Below are 17,263 nucleotides of genomic sequence, written 5' to 3' on the forward strand. Positions count from 1 at the left end.
CATGAATTTACAACAGCAACTTACCCTCTGCCAGCAGCATCAGCAACGACTGCAATTGACCCATTTCAATCATGAAATCGCCTGGCAGTTGGGTGAAAAAATAAAGCAACAGGCAGAGCGGCAGGGGCTGGCGCTGGCTATCAATATCCGGGTAAACGGGCAAACTTTATTGAGTTACGCCATGCCGGGTACCAGCGCAGAAAACGCTGACTGGTTGCGGCGCAAACGTAATGTGGTGGAGTTACTGGGCACCAGCTCCTATGCCGCAGGGTTGATGCTGCAACAGCGCCAAACCTCCCTTGAGGAACGCTATGGTGTCAGCTTACGTGACTATGCCGCGCTAGGCGGAGGCTTCCCGTTACAGGTTAAGCAAGCAGGTATTATTGGCAGCGTAAATGTCTCCGGCGCGCCACATTTGGATGATCACAATTTGCTGTTGCAGGTACTGGCGGATTTTATTGGTCTTCCTGCGGGCAGTATTGAACTTTTGGCTCCGCTGACTGAATAAGGAATGGCGATGAACCCGACTCTTACCCGTGTGACGCAGCGTATTATTGCGCGTTCTGCGCCGAACCGAACCGCCTATCTGCAACGCATCAGTGCGGCAAAAGAAAATACCGTTCACCGTTCACAATTGGCCTGCGGCAATCTGGCTCATGGTTTTGCCGCTTGCCAGCCCGAGGATAAAGTCTCTCTGAAGAATATGGTGCGTAGCGATATCGCCATTATTACCTCCTACAACGACATGCTGTCAGCTCATCAGCCTTACGAGCATTATCCGCAACAACTTAAAGATGCGCTACATCAAGTGGGGGCGGTCGGGCAAGTGGCGGGGGGCGTTCCTGCGATGTGTGATGGTGTGACGCAAGGGCAGGATGGCATGGAATTATCGCTGATGAGCCGCGATGTGATTGCTATGTCGGCGGCTATCGGCTTATCGCACAATATGTTTGATGGCGCATTGTATCTCGGTGTATGCGACAAAATTGTGCCGGGGTTGCTGATGGCGGCGTTGTCATTTGGTCATCTACCAGCAGTTTTTGTGCCAGCAGGGCCAATGGCCAGCGGCCTGTCCAATAAAGAAAAAGTGCGAGTGCGCCAATTGTATGCCGAGGGTAAAGTTGACCGGCATGCACTATTGGAAGCCGAGTCAGCCTCTTATCACAGCGCCGGTACCTGTACATTTTATGGCACCGCCAACTCGAATCAGATGGTCATGGAAGTGATGGGGCTGCATTTGCCCGGTTCTTCTTTTATTCAGCCCAATACCCCACTGCGCGATGCACTGACAGCCGCGGCGGCACGGCAAGTCACGCGCTTGACGCAAACCAGTGGCAATTATTTGCCGGTCGGCCAATTGGTGGATGAGAAAGTGGTGGTGAATGGCATTGTGGCGCTTCTGGCTACCGGCGGTTCGACCAATCACACCATGCATTTGGTGGCGATGGCGCGCTCGGCAGGCATAATCATTGATTGGGATGATTTTTCTGAACTGTCGGAAGTGATTCCGCAGTTGTGCCGCATTTACCCTAACGGCCCGGCGGATATTAACTATTTCCAGGCCGCAGGCGGCGTGGCTTTGTTGATACAAGAGTTATTGCAAGGCGGTTTGTTGCACGAGGATGTTCATACGGTGGCCGGGTTCGGCCTACAACGTTACACGCAAGAGCCTTATCTGGCCGCAGGTCAGTTGCAGTGGCGCAGTGGGCCAGAGCGTTCATTGGATGACAGCGTCATTGCCAGTCTGAGCAAACCTTTCTCACCTCATGGCGGCACTAAAGTATTGAGTGGCAATCTGGGCCGAGCGGTGATGAAAACCTCAGCCGTACCGCATGATCATCAGATTATTGAAGGGCCAGCCGTGGTGTTTGACAGCCAACATGATGTCGGGCCAGCTTTTGAATCCGGTGCGCTGGACAGAAATTGCGTGGTAGTGGTGCGCTATCAGGGGCCGCGTGCCATTGGTATGCCGGAATTGCATAAATTGATGCCGCCACTGGGGGTATTACTGGATCGCGGTTTTAAGGTGGCGTTAGTCACTGATGGTCGTTTGTCTGGTGCATCCGGCAAAGTGCCGTCGGCCATTCATGTGACACCAGAAGCTTATTGTGGGGGCTTATTGGCGAAAATTCGCAATGGCGATCGGGTGCGGGTTGATGGCGTCAGCGGTGAACTTTCGCTGTTGGTGGATGAAGCCGAACTGGCCACTCGCCATCCAGCATTACCTGATATCTCGGCTTTCCATGTGGGATGTGGTCGTGAATTATTTGGCGCATTGCGCGAACAATTGACAGGCGCAGAGCAAGGGGCGTGCTGTATTCGGTTTTAATGAGAGTTCAGCGGCAAAGGGCGCTCACCCCTTTGCCGCGGTTTCTGCCGGGCAGAAATCAGATTACGTGGTGTGGAAGAGCCGGAAACCCATACACAAGGCGATGCCATAGCCTCATCACGCTATCAAAATCCTCATCCAGATTAATCCTGAAAGTTCCCCCATCCGCCCAGAATCAATACTGCACAGCGCTTTTCGACTAAGCTTAAAAGATGCACTTTTTTCACTCATGGAGAATTCACATGAACCGAGATAAAGAACAGCAAACTTCGCTGGATGATGATTTGACAATGCTAACCGACACTCTGGAAGAGGTGCTGCGTGCTTCTGGTGATGCGGCGGATGAAAGTTATAAAGAAATCAAAGCGCGAGCGGAAAAAGCGTTAAAGGAGGTACAGTACCGTTTGAGTGGCCGCAGTGAGTGCTATATCAAACGGGCAAAAGCGCTGGCGTGTTGCACCGATGATTATGTGCGCGACAAACCCTGGTGCAGTGTAGGAATTGGCGCAACTGTTGGATTGGTTATTGGATTGTTGCTTGCCCGCCGTTGAGATACCCGATCTCAAGAGGGGCTGCGGCCCCTTTTAACGAACTGAGTTTTAACGAACTGAGTTGAATTCGTGCCGCTAAATACCCCTTGTTGAGTATATAAAAACATCAATATCAAATATTAGTGTGATAAGTAACAATAACTTTTCAATCTGACTTTTCTTATTATTCATGCCCCGTATAATCCCACTCTTTCTGTTGATTTGCCGAGGTGGTCGTGAAGCAACTTTCTGGTTTGTTGGGCGAATTACGGCAAAAGTTACGTGCCAATTTCCCTGACCAGGCCGGTATTCGGCAAATTATCTTGCCCGCGCCGGGACAAGTGGGAAATCAATTGCTTGAATGGCTTGCCGCTCAATATCATTTTCCTCAATTTTATTGGTGTCATCGTGAAGGTCATGAAGAGGCCGCAGTCTGTGGTCAAACTCGGCAATTCAACGACGTACAATCGGCTGATCAATTTATCCAACAGCACAGAGCTGTTGTGGGGTTACGTGTTTGGGGGCTGAATGCTTTTGAGCCGGTCAGTATTGTCGAACCCTCTCCTGATTCGCCTCAACAAACCCAGACCAGTTTCTTGTTTTTACCGCGTATCGAAATTTTACGGCGCGGTAAAAATACCTATTTGACCCTAAATTTGGTCAGTGACGACTCCCTTGCGCAAGATGCTTTGCTCGCCATTGCTTTTATTGATCAACTGGTTGCCGCCAAACCTTTGGCTGCATTGGACGTGGTGGTTGAAGCTGCCAGCCATATGCCGGAATATCCGCAGTGGAGCCGCCTGATTGAACAAGCATTGGGCAATATTGAGCAACAAAAAATGGAGAAGGTGGTTCTGGCTCGGGCGACTCGCTTGATGCTGGATAAGCCTCTCTCGTGCGGGGCTTTTATGGCCGCCAGCCGTCAGGTGAATCATCATTGTTTTCACTTTATGCTGCGCTTTGATGGCTTGCGGGCATTTTTGGGTTCCAGCCCTGAGCGCCTGTATTTGCGCCAGCTTCACCACCTGGAAACAGAAGCGCTGGCAGGAACCGCGTCAAATGATGAAGATATTGTTCATGCCACTGAGTTGGCTGATTGGTTGATGCATGATGAAAAGAATCAACGCGAGAATTTGCTGGTGGTTGATGATATTTGCCAGCGTTTACAAGGCGGAGTGGTCGCAGTGGATGTCATGCCACCAGAAGTTATCCGCCTGCGTAAAGTGCAGCATTTACGCCGCTGTATCCATGCGCAACTTAATCATGCTAATGATGCTGACTGCTTACACCGGCTACAACCAACGGCTGCGGTGGCGGGGTTACCGCGCAATATTGCCCGGCAGTTTATTACAGAAAACGAGCCTTTTTCTCGTGGTTGGTATGCCGGTTCTGCCGGTTATCTTTCTCTCAAGCAAACTGAATTTAGTGTGACATTGCGTTCGGCATGGGTGGAGGATAAACAGATTCATCTGTATGCCGGTGCTGGTATTGTCGCCGGTTCTGATGCAGAGCAAGAATGGCAGGAAATTAACAATAAATCGGCAGGGTTACGTACTTTGCTAGTAAATATTAAGTCTGATAATAATCATAAAATGCAGTAATTAGCCGCACTCGCTGAGTTGTTAACCGTACAAATCATGTGGGCGGATTGTCGCCCTCAGGTAGCAGGTGTAAACTGTCAAACAGGGCCAATGCAAGCGAGTTTTGTTGTCTTTGTTATTTATATAGAACGGTAAAAATTTAACCATTAATCAGTCACTCAGGGCTTTTTCAGCGGATAGTTTAGTTCCTCACGTTGATTATCGGGGTCGCAGTGTCTGTTAACTGACTTTTGGGCGAACCATGTCGACAAGCGTTTTTAACCGTCGTTGGGCGGCATTACTACTGGAGGCGTTGAGTCGCCACGGTGTGCAGCATATCTGTATTGCTCCGGGTTCCCGTTCGACGCCGCTCACCTTGGCGGCGGCGGCTAATCCGTCGCTGGTTTGCCATACTCATTTTGATGAGCGCGGCTTGGGGCATCTGGCATTGGGTTTGGCGAAAGCTTCAACTGAACCGGTGGCGGTGATTGTCACTTCCGGCACTGCGGCGGCTAATCTTTATCCGGCCTTAATTGAAGCTGGGCTTACCGGTGAGCGCTTAATCTTATTGACCGCCGATCGCCCACCAGAATTAATTGATTGCGGTGCCAATCAGGCGATTCGCCAGCAAGGCATGTTCGCCAGCCATCCGACCGTCAGCCTTAATCTGCCTCGCCCCACACCGGATATTCCTGCCAGTTGGCTGGTTTCAACTATCGACAGTGCGATGGCGCAATTGCACCACGGCGGTTTGCATGTTAACTGCCCATTTGCTGAACCGCTCTATGGTGGTGATGAACAATGCTATGCCGACTGGTCTGCCGCCTTGGGTGACTGGTGGCAAGATTGCCATCCCTGGCTGCGCCAATCCCGTTCTTTGCCGCAAACAGAGCAAGCCGACTGGTTTTTCTGGCGGCAAAAGCGTGGCGTGGTGATTGCCGGGCGCATGACCGCTGAAGAGGGCGAACAGCTGGCGCAATGGGCCGAATTACTCGGCTGGCCTCTGATTGGCGATGTGCTGTCGCAAACCGGCCAACCGCTACCTTGTGCCGACCTGTGGCTCGCACACCCAGGCGCACAACGTGTGCTCGCTCAGGCGCAGATAGTCTTACAATTTGGCAGTAGCTTAACGGGCAAACGCCTGTTGCAGTGGCAGGCACAATGCCAGCCGCAAGAATACTGGCTGGTGGATAACATCGCGGGCCGTCTTGATCCGGCGAATCACCGTGGTCGCCGGATTATCTCTCCGGTGAATGAGTGGTTAGAACAACATCCGGCGCTACGCCGCACACCCTGGGCTTCCGAGCTGATTATATGGTCGGAAAACGCTCATGCGCATGTTGTACAAGCGTTGAACGAACAATTCAGTGAGGCGGCAGTGGCCCATCGCCTGGCCGAGTTGTTACCGGAAAACGGCCAGCTTTTTGTCGGCAATAGTTTGATTGTCCGTTTGATTGATGCGCTGGGGCAGTTGCCTGCGGGGTATCCGATTTACAGTAATCGCGGGGCCAGCGGGATTGATGGTTTGTTATCGACCGCCGCCGGTGTCCAGCGCGCCACCGCTAAGCCAACGCTGGCGATAGTTGGGGATTTATCGGCTCTTTATGACCTTAATGCTCTGGCGCTATTGCGCCAATGTTCCGCGCCTACCGTACTACTGGTGGTGAACAATAATGGCGGGCAGATTTTCTCTCTGCTGCCGACACCTGAAGCTGACCGTCAGCGTTTTTATTGCATGCCGCAGAATGTGAGTTTTGAACATGCTGCTGCGATGTTCGGTTTAGATTATTCCCGGCCAGAAAGCTGGTTGATGCTCAAACAGCAAGTCGATCAATGCTGGCTGCGCGGTGGAGTTACACTGATTGAAATAGAGGTGCCGTCGAGTCAGGGGGCAGAAACACTGCAACAATTGGTACAACAGGTGGCCCAATTATGACGCTGGCATGCCGTAAGCTCAACCCACATCCCCAATCTCCGGCACGGCAACATACTGGGCCGTGGCTGGTCTGGCTGCATGGTTTATTGGGCAGCGGTCAGGACTGGCTACCGGTGGCGGAATTATGCGGTGACACCCCCTCACTACTCATCGACTTGCCGGGACACGGTAACTCTGTCGCTCTGACGACCACTGGCTTTGAAGATATCAGCCGCCAGATAACCGAAACATTACAGGCTAATGGTATTCGCGAATATTGGCTGGCGGGCTATTCTTTAGGCGGCAGAATTGCGATGTATCACGCCTGCTATGGTCATCAGGTTGGTTTGCAAGGGCTGCTGGTCGAAGGGGGCAATCTCGGGCTGGAAAGCGATGAGCTGCGAAAAGCGCGCTTTGAGCAAGATTGCCAATGGGCACAGCGCTTTCGTCACGAACCTTTGCCACAGGTGTTGGCTGACTGGTATCAGCAGGAGGTATTTGCTGATTTGGATTCGCGGCAGCGTGAGCAATTGGTCGCGCTGCGAGCCAATAATCATGGCCCGGCGGTGGCGGATATGCTCGAAGCCACCTCACTTGGGCATCAGCCCTGGCTATTACCGGCTCTGCAACGCCTGAGTGTCCCGTACACCTATCTGTGTGGTGAGCGTGACCACAAATTCCAGCAATTGGCTCATCAATATAAGTTGCCATTACGGACACTGGCCCGCGCAGGGCACAATGCCCATCGGGCGAACCCAGGGGCTTTTGCTGCGCTGGTGCTTTCATTTTTATCGCAGTCTTCATTTTTACCACCATCCCGTTAAAGGAATGCTTACTATGCTTTATCCGAGCGAAGAACAACTGTACGCCGCCATTGAATGGCAAGATTGCTCCGCTGGGTTTGAAGATATTCGCTATCACAAATCCAGTGATGGGATCGCCAAGATAACCATCAACCGCCCTCATGTGCGTAACGCATTCCGCCCGTTAACAGTTAAAGAGATGATTCAGGCGCTGGCTGATGCCCGCTATGATGACAATATTGGTGTCATCATTTTGACCGGTGAAGGTGAAAAAGCCTTCTGCTCCGGCGGTGATCAGAAAGTCCGCGGTGACTACGGCGGTTATCAGGATGCGAGCGGTACCCATCATCTGAATGTGCTGGATTTCCAACGTCAAATTCGTACTTGCCCGAAACCAGTTGTAGCAATGGTTGCCGGTTATTCTATTGGCGGCGGTCATGTATTACATATGATGTGTGACCTCACTGTTGCTGCTGATAATGCTATTTTCGGCCAGACTGGGCCAAAAGTGGGTTCATTTGATGGTGGTTGGGGTGCGGCATATATGGCTCGCATTGTCGGCCAGAAAAAAGCGCGCGAAATCTGGTTCTTATGCCGTCAGTATGATGCCAAACAAGCATTGGATATGGGGCTGGTGAATACGGTAGTACCGCTGGCTGATCTGGAAAAAGAGACAGTGCGCTGGTGTCGTGAAATGCTGCAAAACAGCCCGATGGCACTGCGCTGCTTGAAGGCCGCATTAAATGCCGACTGCGATGGGCAGGCGGGCTTGCAAGAGCTGGCCGGTAACGCCACCATGTTGTTTTATATGACAGATGAAGGTCAGGAAGGGCGTAACGCATTCAATGAGAAACGCCAGCCTGACTTCAGCAAATTCAAGCGTAATCCGTAATGCGCGCGGCCACACTTTACCGCTATAGCATCCCGATGGAAGCGGGGGTGATACTGCGGCATCAGCGGCTAAAAAGTCGCGATGGATTGTTGGTGAAATTGCAACAAGGCGAGCAGACCGGCTGGGGCGAAATTGCCCCCTTGCCAGAGTTCAGCCAGGAAACGTTGCCTGAGGCACAAGCTGCTGTAATCGCTGAGTTACAGTGCTGGGTGAATGGCGAGGAGCTTAATCTCGGCCCCTTGCCCTCGGTGGCTTTTGGCCTCAGCTGCGCGCTGGCGGAGCTTGAGGAATTATTGCCACTATCGGCGGATTACCGCAAAGCCCCACTGTGTACCGGTGACCCTGATGAGCTGTTCGCCGTGTTACAAGCATTGCCAGGCGAGAAAGTTGCCAAGGTGAAAGTTGGGTTATATGAAGCGGTGCGCGATGGCATGATTGTCAATGTGCTGCTGGAGGCTTTACCTGATTTGAAACTGCGGCTGGATGCCAACCGCAGTTGGACGCGGGCTAAAGCAGATGGTTTTGCCAAATATGTTAATCCTGAATTGCGCTCACGCATCGCGTTTCTGGAAGAACCGTGTAAAACCCGCGCTGAATCCCGTGAGTTTGCCCGTGACACCGGCATTGCTATTGCCTGGGATGAAAGTGTGCGCGAGGTGGATTTCCAGGTGGAAGCTGAACCGGGTGTCGCAGCCATTGTCATCAAACCGACGCTGGTGGGCAGTATCGCGCGTTGTCAGCAATTGGTGCAGCAAGCGCATCAAGCAGGATTAGAGGCGGTGATCAGCTCCAGTATTGAGTCGAGTTTGGGTCTGACTCAGTTGGCTCGCCTGGCGGATTGGCTAACCCCTGCAACCGTGCCGGGGCTGGATACATTGAGTCTGATGCAGGCGCAATGTGTCCGTCAGTGGCCGGATAGCACGCTGCCGGTGGTGACTGTCGACCAACTGGATGTGCTATGGCACAGCTAAAGGATTGGCCTTGGAAGGATTTATTTCCATGGCAACACTTATTTCCATGGCAACATTGGGCCAATCTGCAACCTCGGGCGACGGCAATTCGCTTGGGGGCGCAACGGATCAGTTGGCAACAGTTAGCCACCGATATTGATAATCTGGCTGCTGGCTTTCAGCAGCAAGGTGTCACCCCCGGTTGTAGCGTGGTGCTGCGCGGTAAAAACAGTTATTCATTGTTGCTGGCGTATCTGGCTGCATTGCAGTGCGCCGCGCGTGTTTTACCGCTTAACCCTCAATTACCCGAATCACTGTTGACGCAACTTTTGCCGCAGCTCGATATTGATTTTATGCTGAATCTGGCCGAACCATTGCCTGCACAGCTAAGTTTTACTCCATTGCATCTCACTACACTACATTCGACGGATAATACCCTGACATGGGATAGCCAACGGCTGGCAACCATGACACTGACCTCCGGTTCTTCAGGGTTACCCAAAGCGGCAGTGCACACATTGGCGGCGCATCTGGCCAGTGCCGATGGCGTATTGCGATTAATGGATTTCACCGCTAATGATTGCTGGTTGCTATCATTGCCGCTATTTCATGTCTCCGGGCAGGGCATTGTCTGGCGCTGGTTAAGTGCCGGAGCGGCCCTTGCTGTGCAAGCCGGGGTATCCTTATCTGATGCGCTGGCAGGTTGCAGCCATGCCTCGTTGGTGCCAACCCAGCTTTGGCGCTTGCTTGAAAGTTCAGAGCAGCCACTTAGCTTGAAAGAGGTGTTACTCGGGGGCGCGACTATCCCTACTGCGTTGACTGAGCAAGCCGAAGCGCGCGGAATTCGCTGCTGGTGTGGCTACGGCCTGACGGAGTCAGCTTCAACTGTGTGTGCTAAACGCGCTGATGGTTTGCCTGGTGTGGGTGTCGCACTGGAAGGACGACAGGTGAAATTAGTCGAGGGCGAAGTCTGGGTGAAAGCCGCGTGTCTGGCCGCTGGTTATTGGCAGCAGGGGCAGTTACAGCCCCTGACTGACAGTGATGGTTGGTTCCATACCCGTGATCGTGGTGAATGGCAGCAAGACGAATTACGTATTCTGGGGCGGCTGGATAATCTATTTTTCAGCGGCGGTGAGGGTATTCAACCTGAGGATATTGAACGAGTTTTACTGCAATATCCGGGAGTGCAGCAAGCTTTTGTTATTCCTGTCGCCGACACTGAATTCGGTCACCGGCCTGTAGCTGTAATTGATGCTGATGATTCGGTGAATGACGCCGTATTAGCGAATTGGTTAGCGCCACAATTGGCGGCATTCCAGCGCCCGGTGGCTTTCTATCGTTTACCGGCAGAGCTTAAAACGGGGGGGATTAAGGTATCGCGGCGCGGGGTGGCGGATTTTGTAGTTAAGTTAAGTTGAGTTAAGTTGAGTTGAGTTAGTGATCGGGTTCGGTTGTTAGAGCAACTGAGTTAACTTAACCTCCGATGTACCAACCGCCAAAGGGGGCAGCGGCCCCCTTGTGGAATCCCGCGCTTGCGCGAAATATTGCCCTACGGGTGAACCTCCTACGTCTTTCGGGCTGACGAGCCAGCGCGATTCGCATCCATGCTCAAGCGCGCTTTTCGCGGGCGTCCATGCCCGCTCACTCTACCCTCCCTCCTTGTCGGCAATATTCCTGATTGCGCTCAACGTCAAAGGAGAAAAACCATGGTTTTGGCCTTGAAGTTAAAAGCACATTTGAGCTGCCGAGTGAAGAGTGAAGGTAGGACGCGAGGCATGGATGCCGAGCGAGCCGTGCTTGAGCAGGAGGCGAATCACGGCGGTCCGTCAGCGAAATGATGAGGGAGGGAACCCACGAAGTGGGCAAGCGATACGTGCGTAAGCGCAGGGGTTCCAAGGGGGTTACGCGTTTGTAACCCCTTTGGCGGTTGAGGCACCTGTAGTTAAGTGAATACCGACCCCATATCAACCGAACCGATCACCTAATCGACTATCAACCGAAATCAGATCCGGTGCTCTAACAACCGAAACTGATCACCTGACAACCATCAACCGATCCCGATCACCTAGTCGATCACAACAATGCTACTTTAACCCCAGCGCCTTCTTCACCCCAGCGCCATAATCTGGATGCACTTTCTCAAACAGAGCTACCTGACGGCGCTGAATTTCTTCCGGAACTTGTGATAACTCACCGGCAATACGAGTAAACATCCGCTGATGTTCTTCCGCACTGAGCAAGTTAAATAATGCCCGTGGTTGGGAGTAGTAATCATCATCTTCCCGGTGATTCCAGTGATCTGCCGCGCCTTCCAGGGTTAATGGTGGTTCGCTGAAATCAGGTTGTTCCTGGAACAGACCAAAGCTGTTTGGCTCATAAGTCGCACCATTGCCGCTATTACCATCAACACGCATTGCGCCGTCGCGATGATAATTATGGAATGGGCATTTAGCACTATTCACTGGGATCTGATGATGGTTCACACCCAAACGATAACGTGCTGCGTCACCGTAAGAGAAGAGGCGGCCTTGCAGCATACGGTCAGGAGAGAAACTCACCCCTGGCACTACATTGGCAGGGTTAAATGAGGCCTGTTCTACTTCAGCAAAGTAGTTTTCTGGATTGCGGTTTAGCTCGAAGAAACCCACATCAATCAATGGGTAGTCGCCGTGCGGCCACACTTTGGTCAGGTCAAATGGGTTATATGGGGTTTGTGATGCTTCATGTTCTGGCATCACCTGAATTTGTAGTTTCCAGCGCGGGAAGTCGCCGCGTTCAATGGCTTCATACAGATCACGTTGAGAACTTTCACGATCCTGACCAACCAGTTTTTCAGCTTCATCATCCATAAGGTTCTCAATGCCTTGCTGGCAGCGGAAATGGAATTTAACCCAAAAACGCTCATTGGCGGCATTGATAAAGCTGAAGGTATGGCTGCCGAATCCGTGCATATGGCGATATGATTTTGGTAGGCCACGGTCACTGAAATCAATGGTGAGCTGATGTAGCGATTCTGGCAGCTGCGAGAAGAAATCCCATTTATAAGTTGGGTTGCGCAGGTTGGTGCGTGGGTCACGTTTAACTACGTGGTTCAGATCCGGGAATTTCAGTGGGTCACGTAAATAGAATACCGGCGTATCGTTACCGACTAAATCCCAGTTACCTTCCTCAGTGTAATATTTCATGGCAAAACCACGGATATCACGTTCGGCATCGGCAGCACCACGTTCACCTGCCACCGTTGAGAAGCGCACAAACATTTCAGTTTGTTTACCAATCTCAGAGAAAATTTTTGCGCGAGTATATTGGGTAATGTCGTGGGTGACGGTGAAGGTACCGTAAGCACCTGAGCCTTTAGCATGCATGCGGCGTTCCGGGATAACTTCACGATCGAAATGGGCCAGTTTTTCCAGGAACCAAACATCTTGTAACAACATCGGGCCGCGTCGACCAGCCGTCACAACATTATTATTATCAACGACGGGAGCACCTGCTGCGGTGGTTAATCCTTTCTTTTTACTCATCATTTTCTCCAGTGTGGCTGTTGAATTGATTGCACGTCGGGTGTTTTACAGCATGAGATTTCGCCAAAAGTCCGATTGGCAAAATAATAACTTAAACAACATCAGCGGTTTATTCTTTGATCTCCACACTAGTTGTAGCCTTATTGGTGCGATTCAGCAAATAGGCACACCTTATCGTTACCATTGCTGACATAAGACATGTCAATTACATGGTCATTTGCAATCATTTGAAATAGTGTTGTATTTAATCGGTTTTTACATGTGTTTATGTGGTTTTTTTCGGTTAAACTCGGGGTGGAAAAACCTGTCAGTGAGAATTGGCTCACAGGTGACATAATGGATAATGAGAGAAGAATATGAATAAATCTTTAGCCGCGTGCGCAGCCGGTCTGCTGCTTGTGGCAGGTTCAGCCAGTGCGATAAGTCTTAATGGTGAAGTGGGTAGTGATTATACCAACCTGGGTTTTGGCATGGGCACTAACACTGGTGGATTGGCTATTAGCGGCAACTGGGCGCGTAGCGATCACGATGGTGATGTCTATGGATTAGGCCTGGGTTTTAACTTACCACTTGGCCCATTGATGGCAACTGTCGGCGGTAAAGGCATTTATATGTCACCGGAAGATGGCAGCAGTGGTGGTGCAGTAGCGATTGGCGGCGGGTTAACTTACCCAATCAACAAATCATTTACTCTGTACGGTGAAGGCTATTTCGCCCCTGAAGAACTGACCAGCGGGATGAAGTCCTACAGTGAAGCCAATGGCGGCCTGCGCTGGAATGTATTCCGCCCATTAACTGTTGATGTCGGCTATCGCTATATCAATATGGAAGGTAAAGACGGGCGTCGGGATAATCGCGTAGCGGATGGTGTATATATCGGCGCTGGCCTGAACTTCTGATTATCCTTCGTCCTTGACGCTACAGCGTTGTTAGCTGCATTCACTCACCCGAATCACTGACATGAGTCAGCTCATCGGGATTTGTTCATTTGCTGCCTAGCTGTAACGCCAATGACTTTGGCTAATATATTGGTGGTGTTGATTAAAGCAGGGCGCACTCCTGACAGGATATGCGCCTTTTTGTATTTATGGGCTGATTACCCGACTGCGGGTAATGCGCCGGTCACTATCCCTACTTGAATGCCAATCACCAGAACGCCACAAGCAAATACTGCGGCCAACGCCGGTTTCCCACCCCAAACGCGATAATTTCCCTGATGGATTTTACGTGCTTTCCACGCCAGCATCGCAGGTAGGATTAATGCTAATACTGATAATGCGACCGCTGCAAAGCCCAGCGCCATAATAAAACCACGTGGGTAAAACAGTGCAAACAGCAGCGGTGGTACGAAGGTAATCGCACCGGTTTGTAGGCGGCCCCGTACTGAATTGCGGCGTTTAAATAAATCGGCCAGATAATCAAACAGACCCAAGGCGACCCCGAGGAATGAGGTTGCCAGCGCCAGGTCGGCAAACAGGTGAACGGCCAGCTCAACATGAGGGGAGGCCACCACATCGCGTACGGCTTGCAATAGACCATTCAAACCGGCTTGCTGTGCCAATATTCCGACAAAAGTATGGGAGGAAATAGCGCCTAATGTCGCTAACTGCCAGAAAATATACGCAATTAATGGGATGGCGCTACCGATAATAAACACCCAGCGCAGTTTGCGAATATTGCCACCCATATAATTGACAATACTGGGTACGCTGCCATGAAAACCAAATGAGGTGAAAATCACCGGAATAGCAGAAAGCGCTAACCCTTGCTCCAGCGGTAACGTCAATAAATTGGTTTTTTCGATATGCGGCATCATCAGCGACAGCATGACTATCAGGAAGATAATTTTGGCGCTGAATAAGATGCGGTTAAATAAATCAACAGAATGAGTACCGATACAGACCACACCGCCGGCCACGAGTGTAAACAACAATACGCCGAGGTAGGTTGGAAATGATTGTTGAGTCCATTGGCTGATGCTGGTTGCCAGTAACTCACCGGCACCGCTGATATAGGCGGCAGTCAGCGCATACATCAAAAACATCATGCTAAAACCGGTGAGCCATTGCCCCCGATTGCCGAGATAGCGTTTAGCTAAAGTACCAAGCCCGGTATCTGCCGCTTCATGTTGATAGACTTCTACCAACAATAATGCGGTGTAACACATTAATACCCAAAGAAAAACTAATAGTGCGAGGGTGACGCCGAAACCGACTCCCGCCGCCGCCAGTGGCATTGCCAGCATACCAGCACCAATAGTGGTGCCAGCAACGATAAATATACTGCCCAGAGTGCGATTCTTCACGCTTTCCTCTACTACATGACAATTTATTGAAATTATTGAGTGCAGCAGGGTAGTAGATCGGTCCATTTGTGTCAAATCGGCGTTACGCAATGTGTAAACTTATAATTACAGTGTTCAGGGTGCTGAAATAGAGGCTTTTGCCATTGTTATTCATTCTGATAATGGATAACGATTGTGTTTAGGCAGGGAGCTTCATAAAGTGAATGTATAAGCGCCAACGGAGAAGAAAATGATCAGAGTTGAGATGTTGAGTACCGGGGATGAAGTGCTGCATGGGCAGATTATTGATACCAACGCGGCATGGTTGGCAGATTATTTATTTAATCAGGGATTGCCAATCAGCAGTCGGGAAACCGTCGGGGATTCACTTTCCGCTCTTATTGAGGTGCTGACGGAGCGGAGTCAGGTGGCTGATGTGCTGATTGTTAATGGCGGCCTTGGGCCGACCAGTGATGACTTGAGCGCGTTGGCAGCGGCGCGTGCTGCCGGGACGGAACTGATTGAGCATCCAGAATGGATTGCGCGGATGGAGGCTTTCTTTCAAGAGCGCGGCCGCGAGATGTCATCGACTAACCGTAAACAAGCCCATATTCCGGCGAATGCGGAAATGTTGGATAACCCGGTTGGAACTGCCTGCGGTTTCGCTTTACGGCTCAATAAGTGCCTGATGTTTTTCACACCTGGTGTACCGTCAGAATTTAAAGTGATGGTTGAACAGCAGATTATGCCGCGCTTACGTCAACATTTTGATGTGGCAGAGCCACCATTGTGTCTGCGCATGACCACCTTTGGTCGCTCAGAAAGTGATTTGGCACTCGAATTGGACTCACTACCGCTTCCGGACGGCGCGGTGCTTGGTTATCGTTCATCTGCACCTATTATTGAGCTGAAACTCACCGGGCCAGCGTCGCAACAAGCGGCGATGGAAGAGGTTTGGCAACAGGTCAGGGCAGTGGCGGGTGATAGCACGATATTCGAAGGCACGCGCGGTTTACCGGCATTGTTGAGTGAGCAATTGACCCACCGTGGATTATTGTTGGCAGTTAGCGAACAATTTACCGCTGGCTTGCTGCACTGGCAATTACAAAGCGCCGCGGCACCCTTGGCTGGGGGCGAGTTGCTACCGGCCCATTGTCAGGAGTCATTAGCCGAGGTGGCGGGCCGCGCTCAGTCATTATCGATGCTGTGTGGTGCGCAAATGGTGCTGGCGGTAGGGGCCATGCAACATGATTGTCTGAGTGTTGCACTGCATACCCCTGAGGGAACTTTTGCTCAGACGGTGCGTTACCAGGCCAGCCGACATGGTTTGCGCATTCGTCAGGAAAGCAGTGCCATGTTGGCTTTAGATATGTTGCGCCGCTGGTTAAAAGGCAGCCCGATTTGTGGTCAGCACGGTTGGCTGGAAGTGGTTGAGATTTTGTAGTTAGTCGATAACTTCTAATAAGAATATAAAGGCGCAGTTTTAAAATAGCGCCTTTTTTATTAAGCTCATATTATTTATTAGCCTGTTTTTCTGATTGTTATTTGTTTTTGATTTCACTTCCATCTCTTGTTTTATTTTTATATTCACGTTATTTTCAATTTAGTGGCGTTAACAATAGACAACTATTTTCACATATTATATAAGAAATTAATTTAATATTGCTATAGGAATGAATTGATATAGGGATGGTGTTAATGAATAAATTTATTATTGGAGCTTTAATTTTTTTATTTAAAATCATGTTGTTGATTATATCGCCGCTAACCTTCGCTGATAATCGCCCCGGTTTTGTTTGCGGTAAATTTAATGGTCATGTGATGGAAGTACCGGATAGCTATATTATTTACTGGGCAGAGTATGAGGGGGCCAGCGCCTGGGATCCCAATTTTATTTATAATAAAAAAGGTTGTGATGCCAACTTTGTGGTATTGCCGATGATAACCAGCTGGCCGGATATGAAACCCGGCGATCAGAATCTGTGGTATGAGCAGATATTGAGGTTTGAGGGGCTAACAATCAGTGTCAGACCATTTAGACGATCCGATACCGATGTTGCCTTTATGCGCGATGCTTACCTTAGGAAAGATAAGAATAAAGTATTTGATCCGGTTGTTTATATTGAAAATTTAGGGCTGTTTTTTGTCGAGGCAACTGAAAAACTAAACCGAGGTAAGCCACCGGATAAAAATGCCCCTGATTGGCCTTATTGGTTTGATGAGGATGTTAATGGTTATTATTGGTCAGAAGTTAATGGGCAAGTGCCGGTGGTATTTGACTGTGCTTGGCTACCATTGAAAAAAAAATATTACCGATGTGAATCTTATTTTGTGATGCCAGAAATAGGCTCACTGGTTGAGATTACTTTTACCGTGGAAAAATTACCACAATGGAGAGCCATTGTAAGCAGTACCCAGCAGTTTCTTTTATCGCATATTAAACGTTAAGGAAGATA

Annotated in this window: 14 protein-coding genes; 12 read left to right on the plus strand and 2 right to left on the minus strand. The window is 50.5% G+C overall.

Translation table 11 applies throughout. The features are described from left to right. Nucleotide 1: 1 nt before the first annotated feature. The 9 genes from QSV56_RS00980 to menE all read left to right on the plus strand — a co-directional run bounded on the left by QSV56_RS00980 (nucleotide 2) and on the right by menE (nucleotide 10,417). Complete coding sequence (locus tag QSV56_RS00980; protein ID WP_019083536.1) at nucleotides 2-508, plus strand: heme-degrading domain-containing protein; 507 nt, start codon at nucleotides 2-4, stop codon at nucleotides 506-508. A gap of 9 nt (nucleotides 509-517) precedes the next feature. After that, nucleotides 518-2,329 (plus strand): phosphogluconate dehydratase, encoded by a 1,812-nt coding sequence (edd, locus tag QSV56_RS00985; RefSeq protein ID WP_050129919.1) that lies wholly within the window; start codon nucleotides 518-520, stop codon nucleotides 2,327-2,329. A 242-nt stretch (nucleotides 2,330-2,571) separates the two neighbouring features. Beyond that, entirely contained in the window at nucleotides 2,572-2,880 is a 309-nt protein-coding gene (locus QSV56_RS00990) for a DUF883 domain-containing protein (protein ID WP_019082034.1), read from the plus strand. A 215-nt stretch (nucleotides 2,881-3,095) separates the two neighbouring features. Then, on the plus strand, nucleotides 3,096-4,460 hold the full coding sequence (menF, locus tag QSV56_RS00995) for an isochorismate synthase MenF (protein WP_019083534.1): 1,365 nt from the start codon (nucleotides 3,096-3,098) through the stop codon (nucleotides 4,458-4,460). 241 nt (nucleotides 4,461-4,701) lie between these two features. Beyond that, nucleotides 4,702-6,375, plus strand: a complete 1,674-nt coding sequence (gene menD / locus QSV56_RS01000) for a 2-succinyl-5-enolpyruvyl-6-hydroxy-3-cyclohexene-1-carboxylic-acid synthase (RefSeq protein ID WP_301210271.1) — start codon at nucleotides 4,702-4,704, stop codon at nucleotides 6,373-6,375. Further along, complete coding sequence (gene menH, locus QSV56_RS01005; protein WP_102895940.1) at nucleotides 6,369-7,178, plus strand: 2-succinyl-6-hydroxy-2,4-cyclohexadiene-1-carboxylate synthase; 810 nt, start codon at nucleotides 6,369-6,371, stop codon at nucleotides 7,176-7,178. The genes menD and menH overlap by 7 nt, the downstream gene beginning before the upstream one ends. 13 nt (nucleotides 7,179-7,191) lie before the next feature. After that, nucleotides 7,192-8,049, plus strand: a complete 858-nt coding sequence (gene menB, locus QSV56_RS01010) for a 1,4-dihydroxy-2-naphthoyl-CoA synthase (protein WP_019082037.1) — start codon at nucleotides 7,192-7,194, stop codon at nucleotides 8,047-8,049. After that, nucleotides 8,049-9,020 carry an o-succinylbenzoate synthase gene (gene menC, locus QSV56_RS01015; protein WP_301210273.1) on the plus strand — a complete coding sequence of 324 codons (972 nt, stop codon included), beginning with the start codon at nucleotides 8,049-8,051 and terminating at the stop codon, nucleotides 9,018-9,020. Before menB ends, menC begins: the two co-directional genes overlap by 1 nt. Then, the gene (gene menE, locus QSV56_RS01020; RefSeq protein ID WP_301210276.1) at nucleotides 9,008-10,417 is read left to right on the plus strand and encodes an o-succinylbenzoate--CoA ligase; all 1,410 of its coding nucleotides are present in this window, start codon (nucleotides 9,008-9,010) and stop codon (nucleotides 10,415-10,417) included. Before menC ends, menE begins: the two co-directional genes overlap by 13 nt. Nucleotides 10,418-11,083: 666 nt before the next feature. Here the strand turns inward: menE and katA are convergent. Next, on the minus strand, nucleotides 11,084-12,523 hold the full coding sequence (gene katA, locus QSV56_RS01025) for a catalase KatA (RefSeq protein WP_019083530.1): 1,440 nt from the start codon (nucleotides 12,521-12,523) through the stop codon (nucleotides 11,084-11,086). A 356-nt stretch (nucleotides 12,524-12,879) separates the two neighbouring features. On the opposite strand from katA, the gene QSV56_RS01030 reads away from it, so the two are divergent. Next, the gene (locus tag QSV56_RS01030) at nucleotides 12,880-13,422 is read left to right on the plus strand and encodes a YfaZ family outer membrane protein (protein ID WP_019083529.1); all 543 of its coding nucleotides are present in this window, start codon (nucleotides 12,880-12,882) and stop codon (nucleotides 13,420-13,422) included. Between the two features lie 197 nt (nucleotides 13,423-13,619). Here QSV56_RS01030 and tyrP read toward each other — a convergent pair whose 3' ends face one another. Beyond that, a complete protein-coding gene (gene tyrP / locus QSV56_RS01035) occupies nucleotides 13,620-14,828 on the minus strand; it encodes a tyrosine transporter TyrP (RefSeq protein WP_019082042.1) in 1,209 nt (402 codons plus the stop codon). A 229-nt stretch (nucleotides 14,829-15,057) separates the two neighbouring features. Here tyrP and QSV56_RS01040 point away from each other — a divergent pair, with 229 nt between their 5' ends. After that, nucleotides 15,058-16,251, plus strand: a complete 1,194-nt coding sequence (locus QSV56_RS01040; protein WP_046050589.1) for a nicotinamide mononucleotide deamidase-related protein YfaY — start codon at nucleotides 15,058-15,060, stop codon at nucleotides 16,249-16,251. A 254-nt stretch (nucleotides 16,252-16,505) separates the two neighbouring features. Next, complete coding sequence (locus QSV56_RS01045; protein ID WP_046694810.1) at nucleotides 16,506-17,255, plus strand: hypothetical protein; 750 nt, start codon at nucleotides 16,506-16,508, stop codon at nucleotides 17,253-17,255. Nucleotides 17,256-17,263: the final 8 nt, after the last annotated feature.

Source organism: Yersinia sp. 22-579, from assembly GCF_030433455.1.
Lineage (GTDB): Bacteria > Pseudomonadota > Gammaproteobacteria > Enterobacterales > Enterobacteriaceae > Yersinia > Yersinia enterocolitica.